Raw genomic sequence first — 1,554 nt, forward strand, 5'->3', positions numbered from 1 at the left:
CCTGCCGGGCTATGCCCCGGCCCGACGCGCGTGGGGCAGGCGCAGCAGGGCTTCCAGTCCGCCGCCGTCGCGGTTGGTCAGGGTGATGTCGCCGCCGTGCTGGCGGGCGATGTTGCGGGCGATGGACAGGCCAAGGCCGCTGCCGCCGGTCTGGCGGTTGCGAGAATGCTCCACGCGGAAGAATGGCTCGAAGACCTTGTCCGTGCAGTGTTCCGGCAGGCCGGGGCCCCTGTCGCGGATGGCCACGGTCAGCGTGTCGCCCGTGTCCCGCACCTCCACGTCCACCTGCCCGCCGCCGTAGCGTGCCGCGTTTTCCAGCAGGTTGGACAGGCAGCGCTTCAGCGCCAGGGGTTGGGCCTGGATGTGGGTGGGGCGCCCTTCGGCGGTGCCGTGCAGGGTGATGCGCAACGGTGGATGGGGCGGTTGCCCTGCCTGCCCCGGGTGATCTGCTTGATCGATATGCAGGTCCAGACAGTCCTCGGCCAGGCTTTCCAGCAGCGCGGTCACGTCCACGGGGGCGGTTGCCTCGCGGCTGTCGGTGCTGCGCACGAAGTCGATGGTGGTGGAAAGCAGGTCCCGTATTTCGTCCAGGTCGGTCAGGAACCGTTCGCGCAGTTCCGGCGGCTCCACCTGGTCCGCGCGCAGGCGCATGCGGGTGACCGGGGTGCGCAGGTCGTGCGAGATGGCGGCCAGCAGCCGTCCGCGCTCGTCCACGAACTGGCGGATGCGGTCCTGCATGCGGTTGAAGGCCTGCGCCGCGCGGCGGATTTCCAGCGGGCCGCGCTCCGGCAGGGGCGCGCGCACCAGCCCGGCACCGAATTCATCGGCAGCGTCGGCCAGCATGCGCAGGGGGCGGGTCATCCAGCCCACCACCACCAGGCCCAGCAAGGCCACGCCCACGATGCGCCAGCCCAGGTCCCACAGCATGGGCTGGGGTATCCATGGCCGGTCGCCCTCGGGCAGCACGTGGGTGAACACGGCCCACATGCCGTCGCGCAGACGAACGCCCACGGTGTAGCCGATGTCGTAATGACCGTCGTCGATGCGCCCCGGGGGCGGCGGCGGGCGGCGTCCCACGTCGCGGGCAATGCCGTCCACCCGGCAGACAAGCTGCATGTCCGGGGCCAGCAGCCCGCGCAGGTGGTCCGCGAAGATGGAGGAATACACGTCGGCCGCCAGGGCGGGCATGCCAGACGTGCCAGCAGTGCCGGACAGTTCGGAAGGGGCCGTGCCGACATGGGGAGCGATGGGCGGGGTGGTGGTCAGGGCGATGCGGCTGGCACCCTGCACCATCTGGGCGATCATGCCGGCCCGTACCTCCGGCTTTGCGGCATCCAGCAGCAGGGCCTGCCCCGCAAGGCGCATGGCGGCCTGCCGGGCCACGGAACTGTACACGAACGGCCCCCCGCGCGTGACCACGTACAGCATGCTGACGATCTGGATGAGCACCATGCCGCACGCCAGCACCAGCACCACCCGGCCACGCAGGGTGCGCGGGGGCAGTGCCGCCAGCAGCCGCGCGAAGGGGAACGGCGGCCTTGCGGCTGGGGGGGC

At 71.5% G+C, this 1,554-nt stretch carries 1 protein-coding gene; it reads right to left on the reverse strand.

Features of this window, described 5'->3' with window-relative positions; genetic code table 11:
* Positions 1-9: 9 nt before the first annotated feature.
* The coding region (locus FVW27_RS15080; RefSeq protein ID WP_167126653.1) for an ATP-binding protein at positions 10-1,554 on the reverse strand (1,545 nt) is incomplete at its 5' end.

The sequence above is a fragment of the Nitratidesulfovibrio liaohensis genome, from assembly GCF_011682075.1.
In the GTDB taxonomy this organism is placed as follows: Bacteria; Desulfobacterota; Desulfovibrionia; order Desulfovibrionales; family Desulfovibrionaceae; genus Cupidesulfovibrio; species Cupidesulfovibrio liaohensis.